The sequence below is a fragment of the Pedobacter sp. R20-19 genome, assembly GCF_000708265.2.
Classification (GTDB): Bacteria; Bacteroidota; Bacteroidia; order Sphingobacteriales; family Sphingobacteriaceae; genus Pedobacter.
On sequence record NZ_JCKI01000001.1, the window covers coordinates 105796 to 127162 of the forward strand.

General features: G+C 37.2%; 23 protein-coding genes. 13 read left to right on the forward strand and 10 right to left on the reverse strand.

Annotation, left to right across the window (positions count from 1 at the left end; genetic code table 11):
• Nucleotides 1-3: 3 nt before the first annotated feature.
• Entirely contained in the window at nucleotides 4-1836 is a 1833-nt protein-coding gene (locus tag AN34_RS00485) for a M61 family metallopeptidase (RefSeq protein ID WP_029281173.1), read from the reverse strand.
• Nucleotides 1837-1929: 93 nt separating this feature from the next.
• Nucleotides 1930-3054 (reverse strand): DUF4407 domain-containing protein, encoded by a 1125-nt coding sequence (locus tag AN34_RS00490; protein ID WP_029281174.1) that lies wholly within the window; start codon nucleotides 3052-3054, stop codon nucleotides 1930-1932.
• A 124-nt stretch (nucleotides 3055-3178) separates the two neighbouring features.
• Here AN34_RS00490 and AN34_RS00495 point away from each other — a divergent pair, with 124 nt between their 5' ends.
• The gene (locus AN34_RS00495) at nucleotides 3179-3496 is read left to right on the forward strand and encodes a rhodanese-like domain-containing protein (protein ID WP_029281175.1); all 318 of its coding nucleotides are present in this window, start codon (nucleotides 3179-3181) and stop codon (nucleotides 3494-3496) included.
• 157 nt (nucleotides 3497-3653) lie between these two features.
• On the forward strand, nucleotides 3654-3851 hold the full coding sequence (locus AN34_RS00500) for a DUF6358 family protein (RefSeq protein WP_029281176.1): 198 nt from the start codon (nucleotides 3654-3656) through the stop codon (nucleotides 3849-3851).
• Here AN34_RS00500 and AN34_RS00505 read toward each other — a convergent pair.
• Entirely contained in the window at nucleotides 3829-4860 is a 1032-nt protein-coding gene (locus tag AN34_RS00505) for a dipeptide epimerase (protein ID WP_036676292.1), read from the reverse strand. The two genes, AN34_RS00500 and AN34_RS00505, sit on opposite strands and share 23 nt — an antisense overlap.
• Before the next feature lie 107 nt (nucleotides 4861-4967).
• Between AN34_RS00505 and AN34_RS00510 the strand changes: the two genes are divergently transcribed.
• Nucleotides 4968-6104, forward strand: coding sequence for a hypothetical protein (locus AN34_RS00510; protein ID WP_029281179.1), 1137 nt, complete (start codon nucleotides 4968-4970; stop codon nucleotides 6102-6104).
• Nucleotides 6105-6318: 214 nt separating this feature from the next.
• Complete coding sequence (locus AN34_RS00515; RefSeq protein WP_029281181.1) at nucleotides 6319-7302, forward strand: hypothetical protein; 984 nt, start codon at nucleotides 6319-6321, stop codon at nucleotides 7300-7302.
• On the opposite strand, the gene AN34_RS00520 is transcribed toward AN34_RS00515, so the two are convergent.
• From AN34_RS00520 to AN34_RS00530, 3 genes are read right to left on the reverse strand one after another with little or no spacing between them, the layout of a single operon-like run.
• Entirely contained in the window at nucleotides 7285-7899 is a 615-nt protein-coding gene (locus tag AN34_RS00520; RefSeq protein ID WP_029281183.1) for a rhomboid family intramembrane serine protease, read from the reverse strand. The two genes, AN34_RS00515 and AN34_RS00520, sit on opposite strands and share 18 nt — an antisense overlap.
• Before the next feature lie 5 nt (nucleotides 7900-7904).
• Nucleotides 7905-9644: a M14 family metallopeptidase gene (locus AN34_RS00525; RefSeq protein WP_029281185.1), complete on the reverse strand. Its 1740-nt coding sequence runs from the start codon at nucleotides 9642-9644 to the stop codon at nucleotides 7905-7907.
• Between the two features lie 29 nt (nucleotides 9645-9673).
• Nucleotides 9674-10405: a hypothetical protein gene (locus AN34_RS00530; RefSeq protein ID WP_029281187.1), complete on the reverse strand. Its 732-nt coding sequence runs from the start codon at nucleotides 10403-10405 to the stop codon at nucleotides 9674-9676.
• A gap of 59 nt (nucleotides 10406-10464) precedes the next feature.
• Here AN34_RS00530 and pepT point away from each other — a divergent pair, with 59 nt between their 5' ends.
• Nucleotides 10465-11718, forward strand: a complete 1254-nt coding sequence (gene pepT, locus AN34_RS00535) for a peptidase T (RefSeq protein ID WP_029281189.1) — start codon at nucleotides 10465-10467, stop codon at nucleotides 11716-11718.
• Nucleotides 11719-11768: 50 nt separating this feature from the next.
• On the opposite strand, the gene AN34_RS00540 is transcribed toward pepT, so the two are convergent.
• Entirely contained in the window at nucleotides 11769-12107 is a 339-nt protein-coding gene (locus AN34_RS00540) for a hypothetical protein (protein WP_029281191.1), read from the reverse strand.
• Nucleotides 12108-12291: 184 nt separating this feature from the next.
• On the opposite strand from AN34_RS00540, the gene AN34_RS00545 reads away from it, so the two are divergent.
• From AN34_RS00545 to AN34_RS00555, 3 genes are all read left to right on the forward strand, one after another.
• Nucleotides 12292-13158, forward strand: a complete 867-nt coding sequence (locus AN34_RS00545; RefSeq protein ID WP_029281193.1) for an aldose 1-epimerase family protein — start codon at nucleotides 12292-12294, stop codon at nucleotides 13156-13158.
• A 131-nt stretch (nucleotides 13159-13289) separates the two neighbouring features.
• Nucleotides 13290-13712: an ester cyclase gene (locus tag AN34_RS00550; protein WP_051666096.1), complete on the forward strand. Its 423-nt coding sequence runs from the start codon at nucleotides 13290-13292 to the stop codon at nucleotides 13710-13712.
• A 255-nt stretch (nucleotides 13713-13967) separates the two neighbouring features.
• The gene (locus AN34_RS00555) at nucleotides 13968-15047 is read left to right on the forward strand and encodes an acyltransferase (RefSeq protein ID WP_029281197.1); all 1080 of its coding nucleotides are present in this window, start codon (nucleotides 13968-13970) and stop codon (nucleotides 15045-15047) included.
• Nucleotides 15048-15085: 38 nt separating this feature from the next.
• Here AN34_RS00555 and cysM read toward each other — a convergent pair whose 3' ends face one another.
• Entirely contained in the window at nucleotides 15086-15958 is an 873-nt protein-coding gene (gene cysM, locus AN34_RS00560; RefSeq protein WP_029281199.1) for a cysteine synthase CysM, read from the reverse strand.
• Between the two features lie 5 nt (nucleotides 15959-15963).
• Nucleotides 15964-16776: a serine O-acetyltransferase gene (locus AN34_RS00565; protein ID WP_029281201.1), complete on the reverse strand. Its 813-nt coding sequence runs from the start codon at nucleotides 16774-16776 to the stop codon at nucleotides 15964-15966.
• Between the two features lie 399 nt (nucleotides 16777-17175).
• Between AN34_RS00565 and AN34_RS00570 the strand changes: the two genes are divergently transcribed.
• The 5 genes from AN34_RS00570 (at nucleotide 17176) to AN34_RS00595 (ending at nucleotide 20299) form a co-directional block, all read left to right on the forward strand.
• Entirely contained in the window at nucleotides 17176-17733 is a 558-nt protein-coding gene (locus AN34_RS00570) for a hypothetical protein (protein ID WP_157263141.1), read from the forward strand.
• 144 nt (nucleotides 17734-17877) lie between these two features.
• Complete coding sequence (locus AN34_RS00575) at nucleotides 17878-18063, forward strand: hypothetical protein (RefSeq protein WP_036676298.1); 186 nt, start codon at nucleotides 17878-17880, stop codon at nucleotides 18061-18063.
• A gap of 537 nt (nucleotides 18064-18600) precedes the next feature.
• Nucleotides 18601-19116 (forward strand): thermonuclease family protein, encoded by a 516-nt coding sequence (locus AN34_RS00585; RefSeq protein WP_231625463.1) that lies wholly within the window; start codon nucleotides 18601-18603, stop codon nucleotides 19114-19116.
• A 122-nt stretch (nucleotides 19117-19238) separates the two neighbouring features.
• Nucleotides 19239-19802 carry a Crp/Fnr family transcriptional regulator gene (locus AN34_RS00590; RefSeq protein WP_029281208.1) on the forward strand — a complete coding sequence of 188 codons (564 nt, stop codon included), beginning with the start codon at nucleotides 19239-19241 and terminating at the stop codon, nucleotides 19800-19802.
• A 107-nt stretch (nucleotides 19803-19909) separates the two neighbouring features.
• Entirely contained in the window at nucleotides 19910-20299 is a 390-nt protein-coding gene (locus tag AN34_RS00595) for a RidA family protein (protein WP_029281210.1), read from the forward strand.
• A 154-nt stretch (nucleotides 20300-20453) separates the two neighbouring features.
• On the opposite strand, the gene AN34_RS00600 is transcribed toward AN34_RS00595, so the two are convergent.
• A complete protein-coding gene (locus tag AN34_RS00600) occupies nucleotides 20454-21359 on the reverse strand; it encodes a hypothetical protein (protein WP_029281212.1) in 906 nt (301 codons plus the stop codon).
• Between the last annotated feature and the right edge of the window lie 8 nt (nucleotides 21360-21367).

Genomic DNA, 21367 nt, shown 5'->3' on the forward strand with positions numbered 1-21367 from the left:
ATGTTATTTAGATTTTACCTGTGTGTTTAACCAATGATCCCTAAACTGCTGCATGGCCGGAGTTAATGTTCCTCCGTTTTTTTCTATCGCTATTATTTCCAAAGCCGGATTTTCTGCAAAAGTTAATTGGGTTGTTTTTTGTTCTCCACGATAAAGATAAGTGATTGAAATGGTATCTCCAGGTTGGTGTGTAGCAGTAATAGCATCAATTTCTGAAATATCTGTTATCGTTTTTCCGTCCATGGTTAAAATGATATCCCCAACATCTAAGCCCGCCAGATAAGCCGGTGAGCCGATGAGTGTTTGTGGCAAAACCACTTTACCATTTACGGCATTTAACCGACCAAAGCCAGCATATGCCTTGCCCGGGTTGGCTTTACGCAGCACGAAACCTGCATTTAGCAAAAGCTTTGCATAATCGTTTTTATCTGTTCCGTAAACATACTTACTAAAAAAATCTTTTGCGAATACTTGATTTTTAGTCAGTTCAGCTAAAGTTTTTTCTAAATCAGGGATAGTATAAGCGATTTCAGGTTTTCCATAAGCTTTCCAGAGTGCACGCATGTAATCATCAAGTGTGAGTTTAAATTCAGCACGTAAACGAAGATCAAGTGCTAAGGCCGTTGCTGCACCATAAGTGTAGTAAGAAAGAAAAGTATTGGCCGCATTGGTTTGATCAATCGCGACTCCCGCATCGGCAAATACAGCATATCGGCTAGCTTGTACCGGAGAGAAATTTTTAGCACCCGGAGTATTTAAAACGGCATTCACCATTCCATTAAAAGCCTGAACAGCATTATCAACTGTTTTTAATCCAGATCTGGTGAGTAGTAAACCGCCGTAATATTGTGTAAATCCTTCTGCCAGCCAAAGTTCGCCACTGATATTTGAATGTTCAAAATTGAAAGGCTCCAGCGTTTTCGGACGAAGGCGCTCTACATTCCAGCTGTGAAAATATTCATGGGAAAAAGTACCCAATAAATTCGCTTCATAGCCTTCTATTTTTGGTGTACGCTGAACAATAGAAGTAGAGTTTCTATGCTCCATTCCATCACCGGCATTATCCGGGTATACATCATCAAGAAAGTAATAATTGCCAAAATCATAGGTTGGAAATTCACCCCAAACGGCAAAATGCTCTTCCACCATTTTCTTCAGCATTTCTGCATAGTGATCAATAGTAGCCTGCGTATCATTGGAGTGAGTAATCAAATGAATAGTCTGTACTTTTCCATCCTTATTTTTGACCTCCCATTTTGCTGTTTTATAATCTGCAATTTCTATTGGGCTATCCATGAAATACTGGAAATTAGGCGCAAAATAAGTATTGTTAGCCAAAGGTTTAAGCTGAGTGGCTACTTTCCATTGCTGTTTGCCCGCATAATCGAACTTTACTAATCTCGGACGATCATCCATTCCCACTGGAAAAGCAAAAGTTGCCGGAATGTTCATATGGGCATGCGTTTCATCGAAACCAGCATAAGTGCCATCAATCCAGTTTCCAAATAGGGTATAAGTTACTTTTACACCATTACCATGAGCTGGAATTTCATAAACATCACCCGCAGATTGTTTAATGTTCAAAACTTTACCATTTGCATCAAAAGCTTTTAGATTATATACGTTTTTACCAAACTCATGTGTGGCGTATCGCCCAGGAGATGAGCGGCTCATTCTCACCGTTAGATTTCCGGCTGGAACATTAGGAATGTTCATGGAGATTTCAGCTTCGTGATGAATCGCATTTGAAAACGAAACGGTATAACTAATTTCATTTTGAGCTAAAACGCAAAGCGAAAGCACACTAAATATAGTTGTGCCTAAAAATTTTTTCATAAAAAAGGTTTGATGGGCTTAAATTACTAAGAATGCAGCAGCTAAGGTGTAAAATAATTGATAAATAATAGATTTAACTCATTAAGCTATCGGTTAATCCTGATCCCAATCGTGTTTTTCTAAATCCCGATACGCTTTCCCTTTAATAATTTCCTTTCGCTTGGCTGATTCTGAATCTACCCATGTTTCATGAATGTTATCGGCCACTTCCAAATGGAAATCTTTATCCTTTTTAGATTGATAAATAGATACTTCATCTCCGTCAGATGTGGCATAATCATAAGGTCCGCGAGCACTCATCAGCTTAACAAATACAGGCAAACATTCGAAGAAAATAAAGAGCAAGCCAATAAAAGTCACAGCCGTAGCCGTATTGCTATCACTCGAACCATCCACATTAAACTTTAACTGACCAAGAGCCCAGTTCCGATCAGCAAAGCCGGCAAGATCTGCCAAACTATCCAGTTGTTTTTTGGTGTATAGTTTTTCGGTAAACAAGCCATCAAATTCCTTGCGTTTATCTACAAAAGATTCTGATTTATTAATGCTTGCTTTTAGCGAATCCAGCTCTACCTCACGTTGTTTAATTTCAGCTTCTTTCCGTTTGGCATAAGGCCCATAGCCCATTACGCCAGAGGTTTCTGCCGTTTTATTGCCAAAAATTTCGAAGTTTAACTTCTGCCGATCGGCCTTAATTCCTTTCTCCAAAGAATCACGTGTGGCCTTTTGCTTATTTAAACGGCCAAATTCTACCTGATATTTGTTTTCAAAAGCTTTATTTAAGGTATCTATTTTAGATCGTTGCCCGTTCAGGTAACTTACCTTTAAACGTTCCTTAATTTCCTTGTCAAAAATCTTAAGCTCAATTGGCCTGGATATCACCATCCCGATCATAATTGCCAATAAAATACGTGGGGTTGCCTGTAAGAGCTGTTTACTGGTGCTGGCACTTTTATTAATACTGGATACGATGTACCTATCCATGTTAAAGATAGCCGCACCCCACAAAAACCCAAAAACAATTGCAAAAATAACAGCCAAATCATCACCCTTAAAAACGAAATACATGGCGTATCCACCAGATAATGCTGCAAATAATCCTGTAAAAAAGATGGTGGCACCAATGCCTGTATATTTATTTTGCTCTGATGGATACTTTTCCAGGGTTGGAATATGTGCGCCAGAACAAAACCAGAAGAAATGATTAAGCTTGTCCATTTTATTTTATAGTTAAACGCCTAAGGGCTAAAGTTGTTACAGCAAAACATAAGATTATATGGCATTTTTTTGATGTTATCCGTAAAATTGAATTTCCTATATTTGCATAAACACAAAAATCAAAATGAAAGAAATATCGGTACAAGAACTAAAAGCGAAAATTGACAATAAAGAAGATTTTCAATTAATCGATGTTCGTGAAACATTCGAATATGAAGTTTCCAACCTGGATGGAGAAAACATTCCGTTGGGCGGAATTTTAATTGAGGCTGATAAGGTTTCAAAAGATAAACCGGTAATTATTCAATGCCGTAGCGGAAAAAGAAGTGCAGCCGCAGTTATGCAGTTAGAAGCACAATACGGATATGAAAATCTTTACAACTTAAAAGGTGGGATTTTGGCCTGGCAAGAGGCTTTTGATCCGAATATGCCTGTATATTAAAAATATATCGTCATTGCGAGGTACGCAGCAATCTCACTTGAAAAATTAGATTGCTTCAGCTCGCTCATACCTAGCTTCGCAATGACGAGTATTCTACAATCATTCTCTCAATCAATCGCTCCAATATTCAATCATTTCCTCATTCAACCATTAAATTGTGGGTAAAAAATTCGCACTAAATATATTTTATAACCTGGCCATTATTCTTTCCATTTTTGGTTTAGTATGGTGTTACAACAATGCCAAATACCTCCCTGCCGGATTTTTAGTGGGTGTGGTTTGTTGTTTATTTTATTTTAAATATCAGCTAACTAAAGATATCCGAAAATCTTTTAAAGAAAAAGATCCGAAGTAATCCCTTGCAAACCTAAACCTGGCAATTGCGTTAAAGTATACTTTCCGTTTTCAAACTTTGGATCTGTAAATGGATTGTTTTTGGTTAACCAGGGGCCATCTAAATCTGCCCAGTTACAAAGTGGTGCAAGCGCAGCGGCAGCAAGTGTGGCGCAGCTGGTTTCACTCATGCAGCCAATTAACACTTTCATACCAAAGTTACGTGCTTTCAAAATCATTTGATGGCCTTCATACATTCCACAACTTTTCATCAGCTTTACATTAATACCATGATAAGCACCTTTCAGTTTATCCATATCGGCTAAACGTTGTACGGCTTCATCTGCCAGTAGTGGAATAGGGCTTCGTGCTGTTAACCATGCATTTCCATCAGGATCATTTTTATCCATAGGCTGCTCAATTAAAACCACCCCTTGTTGATGAAGCCAATAAATCAGGTCTATGGCTTTAATGCGATCCGTCCAACCCTGGTTAGCATCAACGTAAAGCGGAACATTGGTTATGCTCCTAATGGTTTGAATAATTTCCCGGTCATTATCCCGTCCCAACTTTACTTTAATGACTTTAAACTGCTCAGCATCCTTCAACTTTTCACGAATGACTTCTGGAGTGTCAATCCCAATAGTGTAAGATGTTACCGGCATTTTTAAGGGATCTGCACCGTAGATTTCGTAACAAGGTTTATTTAAAATCTTACCATTAATATCATTTAAAGCAATATCAATAGCTGCTTTAATGGCAGGCTGGCCTGGTGCTATACCATCCAGATAGGCAATAATTTCTTCAAAATTAAAAGGATGTTTAAACTGGCTTAAATCAACTTGTTTTAAAAAGGCTTGTGCCGTTTCATAACTTTCGCCCATATAGGGCACCATTGAGGCTTCGCCATATCCAAAAACCTCACCATAATTAATTTTCAGCATCATTAATGGTGTACTGGTGCGTGTAAATTTAGAGATAGAGAAAGGGTGTTTCAACTCTAATTCAAATGGTTTGTAACTAATCTTCATGATCAATCGTCTTCTTAATAAAGAGATTAGAAATTTGATAAAATCTAATCGCATGATGAATAAAACATTTAGCTATATTCATCCAATAACTACTAAATGCGCTGTTTATGAAAAACCTTCCAAGATTACGGTATTTTATTTATTTATCCCTCATAATTTTAAGCGGATGTACCACAGGAAAAAATGCATTGCAGAAAGGCGATTATGATGCTTCAGTTGCAAAAGCTGTAGGCAGATTACAAAATTCGCCTAAAAATGCAGAAGCCATGCAGGTGTTAAAAACAGCTTATGAGCTTGCATTCCAGGATCACCTTCGAAAAATTAATGAAGCTAAAATGTCAAATGATTTATTTAGATGGGAATCAATTATGTACGATTATCAGAAAATTAATCAACTGGCTGATGATATTAATACCTGTCCGGCGTGTTTGGTTATTGTTCCTAATCCCATAAAATACATTAAAGAATTAGCCGATAGTCGTTACAATGCTGCGGTAGCCCGCTACAACTCCGGCACAGCTTACCTGAATGAAAACAATCGCCTTTCGGCTAAGAAAGCTTATTATGAATTTGAAAAGGTACAAAACCTTCAACCAAATTATAAAGATGTTAAAACCAAAATGGATGATGCTTTCTGGGCTGCAGTTACCCGTGTGGTAGTTCAACCAATTATCATTAGCAGGGGGCCATACAAGCTTAGCGGAGATTATTTTCAGCAACAAATTGACCAGTTCGTGAGCAATTACTCCAGAAATAAATTTGTGATTTTTTATAGTGAAGATCAGGCAACGACCGATAAGATAGTTCCAGATCAGGTATTAAGCTTAAATTTCGATGATTTTGTTGTTGCCCAAACTTATGTAAAGGAAAGGGTAGAAAAACTTAAACGTGATAGTATTTTGGTAGGAGAAACAAGAGATAAAAAACCCGTGTACGGAACAGTGACAGCGACCTTAAGTATTTTCGAAAAAAATATTTCTTCTTCAGGCTTATTGGATATGACCATTACAGATTGGCAGAGCCGGAAAATTATTAAACAGCAAAAATTTCCAGGCACTTTTGTATGGAGAGACAGTTGGGCAAGTTACCAGGGCGATGATCGTGCACTGAATAAAAACCAATTGGCTATGACCAGAAGAAAAGAGATTCTTCCACCACCACCCGCAACCTTATTTTTAGAGTTTACCAAACCGATTTACAACCAACTGGTGGAGAATATCACCTATTTTTATAATAATTATTAGGCTATTTGTATTCACTGATCAGCTTTCCATAGCAAGTAGATGCTTCGCACCTCAGCATGACAGTGAATCACATCGGTAATTTCGCGTACCTCCTCCTGAACTTGATTCAGGATTTTTTCAAACCCTTGGTTGGAGGCTCAACAACCAGGGAAATCGTTTCATTTCGTAATTCAAACGTTAAAATAAAACATCTTCCATAAGCCCTAAAAATATAATGGCTAATATTGCAGTGATGAATACTGGCTTATACAATCCCTTTCAAAATTTCGATTTTTTATACAAGAAATGTTTCTTAAGTGGCAATACTTTTAATTCGCCTGTTATTCAGGTGCCACTTATTACAAAATGGTTGCTGGCACAGGCAGGCTTAACTGGAGAGGAGCAAATTCAATTTTTAGATGAAAGCATCCGGTCATACAATACACTTGTAATTCCGGTAAACAGTGAAGTGAATGAGCAATTTTTAAACCCACTCGAAAATAAAATAGAAGATGCTTTCGCAAAGGGGTATGCCGGCGTGACCACCTTAACCGAACTGGAAATATTCAACTGGATTGGTAAGTTTTTATATGGCTTTGTGTACATCGAAATGCATTCGGCCCTGCGGAAGGAAATGACGGCAGATGGCTTAAATATGTCTCAATCGCTGATGATGAAATTTGCCAACCTGAATTTCATGTTACAAAATTTGTACACCAGCATTGAATTTGAAGATTTTGCTCCATGGTCAATCACAGTGGTAAAACTTGAAAATGAGGAAACGCCATTTAGCTTCCGCGATGAAATAAATACCCTTACTTTCTCCTTAAAACTAAAAGATTTTGGCATTATAGCCTGTCTGCAGGATAATGGCACGAACAAAAGGTTTCATCAGGAGATTATTAATGAGATAAGCGGGAAGGCTTTAACAGCCGAACAATTTGAGGAATTAACTGCCCGGTTTTATTATTCAGCTTACCTGTTTAACCGCTTACCGGAATATACAATTATGCCAGTTGAAGGCACCACATACTTTGAAGCCATGCCACTTCGTGGAAACATGAGCAAACCTTTGTTTGATGTTTGGCAACATAAGGTTTATGCCCAGGTATTGGAAAACTTCTGGAAACCATGGGGTTATGTGCAATTCGAAATTATTAAAGATCCCAATAATCCCATGAGCTTTTTCAAAAACCCTTGTTTACCTACCGCCGGATAAGGCAGCTATAAAATGCTGAATAATGTTGGGTACAAAAATTACGGTAAAAATTAATCCGGTTAAGGCCCCAAAAAAGTGCGCATCATGATTAATGTTATCCCTTGAATTTTTAGAGGCATACATGCAATAAACCAGATACAAGCCGCCGAAAATCACCGCAGGTATTCCAATTGGGATAAACATGATGTAGATTTTAGACATCGGATTAAATAAGATATAACTGAAAAGTACAGCACTAATAGCGCCTGATGCACCTAAGCTATTGTAATGAAAATCATCCTTATGTTTAAAAACGGTAGGTAAATCACTCAACACTAAACCTAAAAAATAAAGTAAGCCAAACTGCCAGCTGCCCATCATTTGTTCAAGGGTAAAAGCAAAGGCATAAAAGGTAAACATATTGAAGAACAGGTGCATCCAATCTGCATGGATTAAGCCACTTGTAATTAAAGTGAAAACCTTATGCCCTTTTGAAACGCTATATGGATGCAACATAAACTTGCCATATAGGCTTTGATCATAAAAAGCATAAAGGCTGGTAACCAGTGTAAAAACAAAAATGATAGAGGCTACCGGAGCCACGTTTAAGTATTCCATTTGGATTATTTTAAATTGAGTTTCACAGTTGTCATTAACCTGGCAACCGGATACCGATTATGTGTTTTCTCGTAATAATCAGAATTTTTATAGACAAAATCAAGCTGAGCCGCAGCGTTTTTTGAAAAAGTAGTATCTAAAGATTTCTTTTCCTTCAATTGAGCCCTTAACGAAGGATTACTTTTTAAAATCCCTTCGGCTGTATCTTCAAAAACATAAGCTGAATAATGTTCTTTCATATCCAGAATGGAATCAAAAAAGTTCCAATTAAAGAAAGAATCTGTCGCTTGTGGCTCAAGTGTTTCTACAATGTACCGGTTATTCTTTTGGTTTACATATATGATGACATCACCAGCATAGTATTGAAGCTTTTGTTTCTTCACACTAAGTTTCACTCCAGTGTGTAGATAATGTCCTTCATAAGGCTTCGAACCCGTTTTCATATCTTCAATATAATAACTTTCCACTTCAATTTGAGTATCACTTTTCAGTTCCCGCATTTTCACCTCATTAAGCTTCAAAAGCGCAATCACTTTATCCCAGGCTTTAGGTATAATGTAGGCTAATGGTTTTTGCACAGCAATAGCAGGCTCAAACTTATTCCATTCCTGAATGGTTTTGGTATATGGTTTATTTCTATCGTAAAATAATCGGTTAATGCCGCTTACCGCACTTGGTTTTTGCCCGGCTTCAAAACCTTTAAAAGTAATATTATTAACCTCGTTTTTGTTCAACTGCCAGGTTAAAGGAAATTCAGTCTGCCTGGCAACAAACTCATCCGCCCTTTGTTTATTTTCCAGAATCAGTTTTGCATCACGCTGAATAATATCTATATAACTTTGTAGTAATTTATAGGTGGCATCAACACGCAAATCATAAGCTTTTAACATGTGTGTTTCTGGCATAAAGCCGATCACATTATGCAGTGTTGCATACCCAGTAGAATATCTTGGAGATTCTATAAATCCGGTAATTCCACTTTCAGGCGTTTCGCCAATTGAATTTACATAAGGAATCATCGGATAACCATGTTTTGCCATGGCTTCATACAAACCTGGCACCAAAGTGCTGGTTAAATATCCCGACAAAATGCTATTTAGCTTATCTTTCTGCGTCGGAATCAAGGTCATCACATATTGATAATCGGCACCATTACTGGTGTGGGTATCTACAAAAATTTCTGGCTTCCAGGTATTAAAAATCAATTGAAACGCAGCAGAATTTTTGGAATCTGTTTTAATAAAATCACGGTTTAAATCCAGATTCCTCGCATTGCCACGAAAACCATAAGCCAACGGACCATTTTGGTTGGCTCTGGAGGTTGAGGTTCTGTTAAAACTGCCATCGATATTATAGAGTGGAATGATACAAATAACCACATCTTTTGGGAGCTTGTTCCCTTTCAGTAAATCTCTGCTTAGCATCATGGAGGCATCTATTCCTTCAGGCTCACCCGGATGAATGCCATTGTTAATGAGCAAAACAGTTTTCTTTCTTTTTTTGATGGCTGCCGGATCAAAAACCTGATCCTTTGATAAAACCAACAACTGTAACGGCTGACCAAAATCAGTGTTACCATAGCTAAGAAGTTTTGCCTGTGGGTACTGTTTTGCCAATAACTTATAATAAGCAATGACTTCAGGATAAGTGGCCGTTTGTGTTTTTTTGCTTTGCTCAAAAGGCGTTTTTTGCGCCATATTAGATGAAGACAAGAGCATCAGGCAAAACACAAAAAAAAATCTCATAAAAACTTATAGATATATAAAACCCGAATCTACAAAGTTTTATGATAAGCTCTGGTGTTTCCGAAAAAGTATTTGACTCCGATAGTGTAAGCATTATAGGTATCGGGCGAGTAATTTTTAAACTTAGTTGACGGATCGTCGTATCCATCTAAGCCCTCACCAAAAGTGAAATTGCTCTGAAGGTTAAGATTGATGGCATAGCGCATATAACCGTAACGATCGTATAAATAATAATTATAGCCCAAATTTAGCGGTACCCAAAGGTTATTGGTTTTATTTTCTCCTGGAAAGGGGCCAAACCCTGGATCATATGAGGCCCATAAGGGCTTATAACGAACAATATCAGTAATATTATTTCTAATTACGCCAACACCAATCCCTACATACGTCCCCTTAATATTATCTAGAAATCTGCTGCTTTCGAAATCAATTAATTCACCAAGAGCCATTTTAAAATTTAGGCTGATGCTAGAATATTCATTTACAAATTGCCTGTTGTGTTGATCGGTTCTAATATTTCCACCCTGTACTAAACCATACTGTGCTTCAACACCCAAGGATACAAAAGGAGTAAGGTAATGATTAACCTCTCCATACGCTGTATGGCCCCAACTGCCTTTTTCCACATCTGTTTTAGAAAAATTAGGTCCGGCGCCAAAACCGGCAGACCATTTAAAATAATTAGATTGCGCAAAAGATGAGTTGATGATTAGCGAGCATAAAACAATAAGGAGCGTATACCTGAGGCGCTTAAATGTCATGGTGTTTTTTCACAAAAATAATATGTTTATTCAATATTTATAACTTTTACCTTTGAATTATGAGCAAGTACATTAATTTAGGTCAGTCTTTAACACAAAGATTTATCCGATATGCAGCAATAGATACCCAATCCGATCCCGATTCTACCACTTGTCCTTCCACTTTAAAACAAAAGAATTTAGGTACATTATTGGTTGAGGAATTAATAGAAATGGGCATTTCTGATGCAGAAATGGATAATAATGGATATGTATATGGTACAATTCCATCCAATACAGATAAAAAGATTCCAGTAATTTTTTTCTGTTCTCATATGGATACCTCTCCAGATTGTAGTGGTAATAATGTAAAACCGATTATTCATGACAATTATCAAGGAGAAGATTTGATTCTGCCTGATGATCCAAATATTGTGCTAAAAATGTCTGAACATAGAGACTTAAAGCACCAGATTGGTCATGATATCATTACGGCCAGCGGCACAACTTTATTAGGTGCAGATAACAAGGCAGGAATTGCTGAAATTATGGAAGCCGCAAACTTTTTGATCCAGCACCCCGAGGTAAAACACGGAAAAATTAAAATCCTCTTTACTCCTGATGAAGAAATAGGCCGAGGTGTTGATCAACTGGATGTGAAGAAATTGGGAGCAGATTTTGGATACACTATAGATGGTGAAACGTTGGGTTCGATCGAAGATGAAACCTTTTCTGCCGATGGTGCCACATTGGTAATTCATGGCGTGAGTACACATCCTGGTTTTGCAAAAGGCAAAATGGAGAGTGCTATAAAAATTCTTACTGAAGTAATTTCGGCTTTACCAAAAGATAACCTAACTCCTGAAACCACACACCAAAAAGAAGGTTTCATTCATCCCGTAAGCATCTCTGGCCAGGTAGAACAAGCTGAAGCACATTTTATTATCAGAGATTTTACCGACGAAAAATTAACAGCACATGGGCAATTGCTGGAAAATACAGTTAAAAACGTAATCTCCAGATATCCAAACGCTACTTTCAGTTTAGATATTAAGGCACAATACAGAAATATGAAGCAAATTTTGGATCAGCATCCACAAATTGTTCAATATGGAATTGAAGCCATTGAGCGCGCAGGCATTACCGCTAAAAAACAAAGTATTCGCGGTGGCACAGATGGTTCACGATTATCCTTTATGGGACTACCATGCCCAAATATATTTGCCGGTGAGCATGCCTTTCATAGTAAACAAGAATGGGTAAGTGTACAGGATATGGAAAAAGCCGTGCAAACCATTATTAATATTGCCTGCATCTGGGAAGAGAAAAGTTAGTCTTTAGTATGGAGTCCTTAGTCGTAAATCAAGACTCTCGACTAAGGACTTTAGACTCCAGACTCATAAGCTTGTCCGATATCCAGCCTGCTGATCTTTCCGCTTTTATCGATTTGAAATTTGAAAACCGTTTTGAAATCTCCCCATTGATCAGAATGAAAATCGCCATATACAGAAAGCCCGTTATCTTCTACCGCATCAATGCTAATGAAACGCTCATGGCCAAAAGCTTTCTTAAAGAAATTATTAAACTGTACCTGGTTCCCATCATCATAAAAGGCTACGCTTTCACTAAACAATGCAAACCAACCCTTTAAATCAGCATTTTGCAGGGCTGTAATTGCGGCTTTAACTTTTGAGTTTGATAACTTTGATAAATCTACAGCCATAATTATTTCTTAATTTGATAACCCAATTCGGGCTAGAGGTTCCTGATGTGATTGTGATAGAACAGACTTAAAATGAATCGTCATCATTAATGATGGAATGCAAAGGATGCGACTACCATGAATTGCTCAAATTTAGTAAAAAAGATATTTTTTAAAGCATCATATTTGTTACTTTTAGCACACCATGATAACTCTTGAAAACGAATATATAAAAGTAAGCTTAGCGGCTAAAGGGGCAGAACTTCAACGCTTATTTAGTAAAGAAACTAAGTTAGACTACCTTTGGAATGGAGACGACAAATACTGGGGAAAGCATAGTCCGGTTTTATTCCCCATTGTTGGCGCTTTAAAGAACGACAGCTTTACTTATCAAAATGAAACTTATCATTTGCCCCGTCATGGCTTTGCAAGAGATCAGGTTTTTAATTACCAGAAAATAAGTGATACCGAAGCTGTTTTTACCTTAACCGAATCTGAAGAGAGTTTAAAGGTTTATCCTTTTCATTTTGAACTCAGATTGAAATATCAGCTCATCGATAGAAAACTAAACCTCACGTATGAAGTAATTAATACCGGCGAGGGCGAACTCCTTTTTTCTATAGGTGCACACCCTGCTTTTGCGGTTCCGTATACTCCAAAAACTGATTATACTGATTATTACCTGGCCTTTAATGCAGATAAAAAGCTAACTTACTGGAAGCTAGACAATGGTTTAATTGCGAAGGAAACAGGTAATATTCATCTGAACGGGCATAAACTAAATTTAAAGCATGAGCTTTTTTATAATGATGCTTTAGTGTTTAAAACGATGCAAAGTAACTGCATTAGTTTATTAAATACTCAGAATGATTATGGCTTACATTTCCATTTTGATGATTTCCCGTTTTTTGGCATCTGGGCAGCAACTGATGCACCATTTGTTTGCTTAGAACCCTGGTGTGGTGTAGCAGATAGCGTAACGCATAACCAGGAACTTGCCCATAAAGAAGGCATCATTAAATTAGATAAAGGCCAGAACTGGGAGCGGTATTGGGAAGTAGAATGCTTTTAGGCCTTAAGAGCATAGCAAAATTAAAGTTCAATCTATACTGATCAAATATCACTTTTAAAAGGATTTTTAATTTCTGGAAACAACAACAAAACTATCCTGTTGTAAAATAAAAGTTTCATTAAAGCATAAATATGGATAGTCAGGTAGAAAAAAATAAAGCAATTTGTAAGGTGTTTTTTGATGAATTATTTAATCAGAAAAATATCGATGCCATTGATCAGTTTGTTGATAGTGGCGTAACCATTCAAAATCCATTTCCGGGGCAAAGAACAGGCGCTGATGGGTATCGTGATATTAGTCAGATTTATAACCTTGCCTTCCCGGATTTGAAAATTAGCTTCAATCACATTCTAGGCGATGGAGATAAAGTAACTTGCCATTTCAAATTGGAAGGCACACACAAAGATCTTTTTATGAATGTACCCGCTACAGGCATTAAAGTTAAATATGATGTCGTTTATATCCTCAAATTTACCAATGAAAAAATAGTAGAGCATTGGTCTTTAGTTGATGAATTAAGCGTATTGCAACAGCTGGGAGCTCTTTCCATTTAAAACAAATTAGAATAAGAGGCTGTATCACCATTATTAATTGATGTTAAATTTGTCATGTTAAGCTTGTTAAACACCGTTTAAAACCTTTTTAACAAATCCTTCTACGGGGTTCAGGATGACAATTTTAAAGTCATGACACAGCCTCTTATTTAACCTTACATAGGAAGCTTTTGATCATTCTTGTTTGAAAAGCTTGAATAAATGGTTATTCTTGTGGTTAAGCCAGATAAGTTTAATCATCATCAATAGCTGAACATGAATGTTTTAATGCCGCAACCGCTCCAAACCAAACAACATTTTACTGTGCTAGATGGCTTGAGGGGAATAGCCGCATTTGGTGTTGTAACCTATCACTTTATGGAAATGGTGTATACCGATTACACCAGGAACATCATTGGCCACGGCTTTCTTGCTGTCGATTTCTTTTTCTGCCTTTCGGGTTTTGTAATTGGATATGCTTATGATGATCGAATGGAGAAAATAGGCATTGTGCAATTTTTCAAATCGCGAATCATCAGGCTTCACCCATTAGTATTGTTTGGATCTATCCTGGGCTTAATTGCCTTTTTATGTGATCCTTTTGGCGGCCACCCAGGTATTTTTAGCTTTGGGAAAATCATACTGCTTTTTTTAAGTTCAGCATTATTAATTCCTTTTCCGATTATAGAAGAAAGGGCCTTTAATTTGTTTGGTTTGAATGCCCCATCATGGTCATTATTTTGGGAATATGTAGCCAATATATTTTATGCCTTTATCTTATATAGATTGAGTAAAAAGTACCTTCTTGTGCTGGCTATTCTGGGTGCTTTGGCTCTTGGAACCGTAGCTTATAACAGCGGATCGCTCATGGGCGGCTGGGCTGGATCAAACTTCTGGGATGGAGGTGCAAGAATTTTATACTCGTTTTTAGCTGGTCTCTTGATCTTCCGCTTTAAATGGATCATCAAAAACAAACTGGGTTTTATAGGTCTTTCTATCCTCTTAAGTTTAACCTTGGTAATGCCATTTTTCCAATATAATTGGCTAGCCGAACTTTTAGTGGTGCTTATTTACTTCCCGGTGTTAATTGCATTGGGGGCTGGCACGAGTATTCATGAAAGCATTAAAAAACTTTGCATCTTCCTGGGCAAAATCTCTTATCCCTTATATATGACACATTACGCCGCCATTTGGATGTTCAGCAACTATTATAACGCTTACAAGCCGCAAGGAACTGAATTGGTATTTATTATTGTAATGGGCATTTTAGTGTTATTCGGATTGGCTTATCTTACCATGGTGTTTTATGATATTCCATTCAGAAAATATTTAACCCGGAAAAGAATTGAAAAATAAAATGCTTTTCTATTACCCGAGCATATATTTTGAAGTTATTAACCAAATAAATCACTGCTAAGGTATCGGTCGCCCCGATCACAGGTAATAAAAACCAATAAACCAGATTCTAATTCGGAAGCTAAACGAATGGCAGCTGCACAGGCACCACCAGAACTCATTCCGGCAAAAATCCCCTCTTCTTTAGCTAATCGTCTCGACATTTCAACCGCTTCTTCCTGACTAATATCCATTACCCGATCTACTCGTTCCGGTTCAAAAATCTTTGGCAAATATTCTTTTGGCCAACGGCGGATTCCAGGAATTGAGGAGCCTTCTGTTGGCTGGCAGCCCACAATTTGAACCAATGGATTTTGTTCTTTAAGGTATCTGGAACAGCCCATAATGGTGCCTGTTGTACCCATTGAGCTGATAAAATGTGTAATCTTGCCGTCTGTATCCTTCCACATTTCAGGTGCGGTAGTTTTATAGTGTGCCATATAATTATCAGGGTTGGCAAATTGATTCAGAAGAAAATAGCCATTTGACTCCCCTTTTTCTTCAGCATAATCCCGACAAGCTTCTATACTTTCGAGCAATGTAACCTGTGCGCCAAATGCTTCCATGGTTACTTTTCGTTCACGGGTAGAGTTTTCTGGCATTACCAGTTCAATGTCCAAATCATAAAGCTTAGCAATCATGGCAAGTGCAATACCAGTATTTCCGCTGGTGGCTTCCACCAATTTTGTTCCTGGTTTAATCTCACCCCTTTCTATCGCACTGCGGATCATATTTAGAGATGCCCTGTCTTTTACACTTCCACCTGGATTATTCCCTTCTAGTTTAGCATAAATTTTCACCTTTGGATTTGGGCTGAGCTTACTCAGTGCAACCATTGGCGTATTTCCGATTAAATCTACAATTCCTGACATACTACTTAATTCTTTTCCTTTATGTTTCTAATGGTGATGGTTGGCGAATGATAAACCAATGAATAGGGGTTTACACTTTCTGTTAGCCATACATTTCCACCAATCACGCTATCATGCCCAATGATGGTATCTCCACCTAAAATGGTTGCTCCTGAATAAATAACCACCCGATCTTCTACCGTTGGGTGCCTTCTACTACCAGCCAATACTTTTTTTACACTCATGGCTCCCAACGTTACACCTTGATATAACTTTACATGTTCACCAATTATTGTGGTTTCACCAATTACGATACCGGTTCCATGATCAATATAAAAGTATTCACCAATTTCTGCAGCAGGATGAATATCAATTCCGGTTTTTGAATGTGCGTGTTCAGTCAGAATTCTTGGGATGAGCCTGAGACCAAGTGTATGCAAAGCATGTGCAATGCGATAAAAGCAAATGGCATAAAATCCCGGATATGTTCTAATCACCTCAAATTCGCTAACCGCTGCAGGATCGCCTTTATAAATGGCAGAGATATCCGTATTCAGTATTTGATAAAGCGCCGGGAGCTGTGCAAAGAAAAGATCTGCTATTAAATTAATGCCCCCAGGATTTTCTGCATGGCCAGCTGATGCGATGCTAAATAGTTCTGATTTTAATCCTTGAGTATAAGTCACTAAATCGGTTTCATTTTCAAACCTGGTTATACTGTGTTCAGGATACAATAAGTCGACAATTTTGGCAGCCCAATGTGCAATGACTTCATTAGATGGCATATGGTTATGGCTATTCCGTTTTTTAAACAGGTAGCTAAAAAAATCGTCACTCATATAGTTAAATCTGATCAGACAAAAAATGCCTTTGTTTTGTAGGGTAAATATATTCATTTGCACCTTGCTAAGCGTCATTTACCAATCAAAAATCTTAGCGTTGTCAAATAGTAGGTTGAAATGTAATATATGAAACAAACCTTTAAAATTCGAAACATGAGGTAAATAAAAACTTACACTCTAAACTCATATTAATAAGCTCTATATACAGTAAAAGTGGAGAAAAAAAATAAAAATTGATTTTTATCATTGTGAATATCACATAAAAGAACAAAACTATAAAACTAGGTATACAAGAAATTCTTACCCCATCATCATTCTTCTATCTTTGAGTAAGATAAATTAATCATGAAAAAAATTTCTTTTATTTCAATAAGCATTTGTTTAACTATTGCATCAATGATTTTGACTGCAAGCACTTCTGCTCAAAATATACCTGCAACTCATACCAATGCCACATTTGAAGTTTACGACCATGTAAATGGGAATGAACTGATTAAAAATATGATTTCAGCTGGTCATTCTCTTTATAAAAATCGCAATGTATCACATACTGTATCAACGCCAAAATATATCTTAAACAGGATTAAACCCACATTTATATCTTTTGATGGATTGGATTACCTGGTTCAGAACGATTGCGTATTGGCGGTTAAGGGTATAAATTTAACTGATGATGCTTTATCGCAAATAACAGAAAAGCTATCTTTCTTAGATCAGGCTCAATTTAGTTATAATGAAAAGATTAACCTTGTTTATCACAATGAAAACAACAGTCAAAAAATAAGAAATTTAAATAAATGGTATTTACTAACGTTAAGAATATTATCTACCACATTAAATGATTTTGCAAACCTAACTAAGAGGTATGATGCAGCAACATTGGCAGAAAATCTGGCAAAAATGCGTGTTCCAAATATTGATGTGGCTGCCACACAAAAAATGCAAAACCTATAGTTAGGCTATTGAAATAATATTTTTTAATACCTTGAACTTATAGCGCATCTTTAATGAACCGGGATTTTTATTTAAATTCACTTATTGTGTCTTTTCGATCGGTTTGGAAAGATTAACAGTATTTCATTTCTAATTTCTCAAACAATGTTTATTCCTCTATTTATTGCCATGCTATTAGGATTCGTAAATCCTTCAACCACATCATCTACAAATGGTGCGACAACTAATATAAACGCAACCAACACTACAAGTGAGGATTCAGGAGATCAATCTCCTGATGATGGTACTGGTGGGGAAGGCGGCCAAATTCGGCCTCCAAAAATAAACTAACTGTTTGTCCGTTGGTCGGGATTTATAATCCCGATCGATATTCCTGAGGATTTTTAATCCTCCAAAACAGATTTAATAAATAGTTTTCATATCATTTCTATCCGACATTAACTCTTTAAATAAAAATGAGATTATATCATAAAGCTGAAATTTTAAAAAAATTATTGCTTTACGGTTTCCCTTATAAAAGACCTTTATCTCTATGTTAATTTTGAGCCAGAAAATCACTCAAAGAATCATACCTTAAAAATTAGTGCTCAGAAAAATGTGGTGGTTGCCCTGATGGTTCCACAGAAATGGCAACCCCACATTTTAAATCCTTTTTGTAAAACATCATCCCATGAAAACGTTTTGCTTATGCCTTCTATTTTCAATTGTAGCCACTTGCAAAGTACCTGCAACTGTTTACCTTTGCAACAGCGGGAGTGGCAAAAAATATCACCTCAGCGCTAACTGTCGTGGCTTGAGTAATTGCAGTCATAAATTAATTTCAATCTCTTTAGATAAAGCAAGAGATCAGGGTAAAACCTTATGTAAATGGGAAAAATAACCACAATAATTTTATTACTATTCCTTCAGCCTGTTTTCAAAAGAACAGAAATACTAGATTTAAACCTCAAAAACCAGACTTTCCTTGCAAAGGTGATCCGCATCATGGATGGTGATACAATGGAAGTGCTCTACAAAAATACGCAAATAAAAATCCGTTTGGCACATATTGATTGTCCCGAAAAAAGACGTTCGCAACCTTTTGGCAATCTTGCGAAGCAAGCCTTGTCTGATTTATGCTTCGGACAAAATGTGATGGTATACGGGCAAAAGTATGACCGGTATAAACGGCTCATTGCAGTAATCATTAATCAGAAAAAACAAGTGCTTAATCAGGAAATGATTAGAAAGGGAATGGCCTGGCATTATAAAAAATATTCTACTGATGCAGGTTATGCACAACTCGAAATAACGGCAAGAAAAAACAGGATAGGTTTGTGGCACGATGAACACCCTATCGCGCCCTGGGAATGGCGAAAGCCAAAGCCAAAACTTCACGTTTAAATTTTGGCTTTAAACATCATTACATTAAAGAAAGAAGAATTAATTGGCTACCTGGCCTGGTATTCTTAGATTTCTATACTTCAAAAATTCTTAACTTAGACGAATTAGAATTTTAGCTTTTCATGTACGAAATCCTGCGCAAACATATCGAAAAACAAATCACTTTAACGGATGAAGAATTTGATTTTGTACAGTTCCATTTCAAAAGCAGGAAATACAAAAGGCACCAATTCATCATTCAGGAAGGTGAAATGGTTAAATATTCTTATTTCATCATCTCTGGCCTTACCAAACTTGTTTATCAGGAAGAAAGCGGGAAAAGCCACATCATTTCTTTCGCTATGGAAGATTGGTGGGAGAGTGATTTTAATGCCTTTCTTACGCAACAGCCTGCAAGCTTTTCCCTGGAATGCATTGAAGATACTGAAGTGCTCTATATTTCACTTGCCGATTATAAAACGATCTGTTCACAGTCGCAAAAGATCGCATTGTTTTTTCTGGAAAAGGCCCATTTTGGCAATATTGCGGCACAACGCCGCATTTTATCTTTGCTTACTTCCAATGCAAAGGCACGTTACGAGCAATTGCTTAAACAGTATCCATCATTATTTCAACGGGTGCCGAAATCTTTGCTGGCTGCTTATCTTGGTGTTTCCAGAGAAACATTAAGCCGACTGGCCGGATAGTGTGACAAACATCACTTCAAAATGGTGATGTAACGCAACAGCATTTGTACCATCATTCTTCAATTTTGTGGCGTAGCAATGGTTGCTGCATCAAAACACAAATTGATATGGAAATCAAAACCATCAACCCCTGGAAATGGCAAGACCAGAGAAATTATGTTCAGGCAGTGGAAGTAAAGCAGGTAAACGGTACACTTTATTGTGCTGGCCAAACAGCCATTAATGCTGATGGCCTATCAAGTGACGCGGATATGGAAACCCAATTAACCCAAGCCATACAAAACCTTGAGCAACTCATTATAACATCAGGCTACGAATGCAAAAACATTGTGCGCTTGAATGTTTACCATACTGATATTGCAGCATTCTTTGAAAGTTTTCACCTGCTACAGGATTGGGTAATTAAACATGGGATTAAACAAGCTACAACCGTGTTGGAAGTTAAAAGTCTTTTCGAAACGTTAAAAGTTGAGTTGGAAGCTACAGTAGTAATGTAAAGCTAAGCACCCGGTTAAGTTGGCTAACATGCTTTTAAATTCTTCCGAAATCTAAATTTCAGCCGTATGTCGCCTCCCGAATCAAACAAGGGGCTTTTTCTGTGAAAAAACCCCTTGTTTGTAAATATCATAATTAAAAACACAGTACGAGCAGCTATTTTTCTCTGATGTAAATATTGTTGTGGGTTGATTTCAGAATCAAATCAATTCCTCCACCATTTATTTTTCCATTAAGCACTTCTCCGTCTGCACTTATAGTATTACCCGTTGTATATGAATAATTATTTTCATTAGTGGTAACTTTAACTTGTACATTTCCAGTTAAAGACCGTGCCAATAGCGGGTTGGTTCCTGTTTTTGTAACAGCAAGTGTTCCAGTACTTGTTCTTTCTGAAGCTACCTGATTCAGCACAATTTTTAACCCTTCGGCCGCATATACTTTTCCAGACCTGGTAACAACATCCAAATTTGCCTTTACTGTCTTTGGAATAGCAACATCTATATGTCCGTTTAGCGAGACAATAGAGATTGGACCTTTAGGTTCAGCAGGGAAGGTGGCATCAACTGATCCGTGCAGGGTACGGATATTCATCGGACCAACATTATTTAATAATACAATATCATTACCAGTCACGGCTACGTTAATTTCAGCTTTCAGATTTTTTAGCACTACGGAATCCTGGTACATATTGCTGTTGTTGGTAAAAGAGAGTTTGATGTCTTGAGGTAATTTAATGGTCACCATAGTCTGGTTGCTAATACTTACCGGGTTTACATTAATCTCATCTCCCTTAACGGTTACATCCAGACCAAGGCCACTGTTATCTTTAAAACCAGAACTATTAATTACAGTCAGCCCTTTCGCCCGCTCATCTGTTTCCTCGTCTTCATTTTTAGGAATCGAAAAAATAATTTCATTGCCATTATAACCCTCTACAATAACACCACTGATATTGAGGTTAATTTTACCGCTGCTCTTGGCAACCTTGTATTGTTTTTGTGCCGAAGCCGACAGGCCAATGGTTAACAGCGTGAATAATAAGATTAGTTGATATTTCATATTTATAT